Annotated in this window: 2 protein-coding genes; both read left to right on the top strand. The window is 74.7% G+C overall.

Annotated features, from left to right (window positions below; all coding sequences use genetic code 11):
• Positions 1-320 (top strand): substrate-binding domain-containing protein (locus GJ693_RS16645; RefSeq protein WP_197042334.1); only part of this gene is annotated, 320 nt, incomplete at its 5' end.
• Positions 317-542: iron chelate uptake ABC transporter family permease subunit (locus GJ693_RS16640; protein WP_156257298.1), on the top strand; the 226-nt coding region annotated here is incomplete at its 3' end. The genes GJ693_RS16645 and GJ693_RS16640, both read left to right, overlap by 4 nt.

The following is a 542-nucleotide window of genomic DNA, read 5'->3' as shown; positions in this document are numbered from 1 at the left end:
GCCCCGGCCTGATGATCGGCGGCAGCGGCCTGGCGCCGGCCATGGACGGGCTGACCGCCGGCTGGCTGCGCCTGGCCGGCGTGCGCCAGCTGCGCGGCGGGCAGATCAGCCTGGAGCAATTGCTGGCAGCGCCGCCGCCGATCCTGATCCGCAACATCTATCGCCGTAGCCAGGTCTCTGGCCCACAGGCGTGGAGCCAGCACCCGGCGCTGCGGCGGCTGCCATCGCGCCAGGTGGAGGCCGATGGCCGCGCCTTCCTGTGCGGCGGCGCGGCAATGCCGGCGGAAGTCGTGCGGTTGAAGAAGGCGCTGGCATCATGACCTTGCGCCTTGCCCTGCTCTGCGCCGTGCTGGCGCTGGCCGCGCTGGCGCTGGGGCCGGTCGATCTGGCGGCCCTTTGGGCCCGCGATCCCGTATTGGCGCGCACCCTGTTCCTCGAACTGCGGCTGCCGCGGGCCGGCCTCGCGCTCGCCATCGGCGCCGGACTGGGGGCGTCGGGCGCAGCGTGCCAGGCGCTGTTCCGCAACCCGCTCGCCTCGCCCG

Source organism: Sandarakinorhabdus oryzae (genome assembly GCF_009733735.1).
GTDB classification, from domain to species: Bacteria; Pseudomonadota; Alphaproteobacteria; order Sphingomonadales; family Sphingomonadaceae; genus Sandarakinorhabdus; species Sandarakinorhabdus oryzae.
Note: the sequence above shows the minus strand (reverse complement) of the source record. Positions and strands in the feature narration are given on the sequence as shown.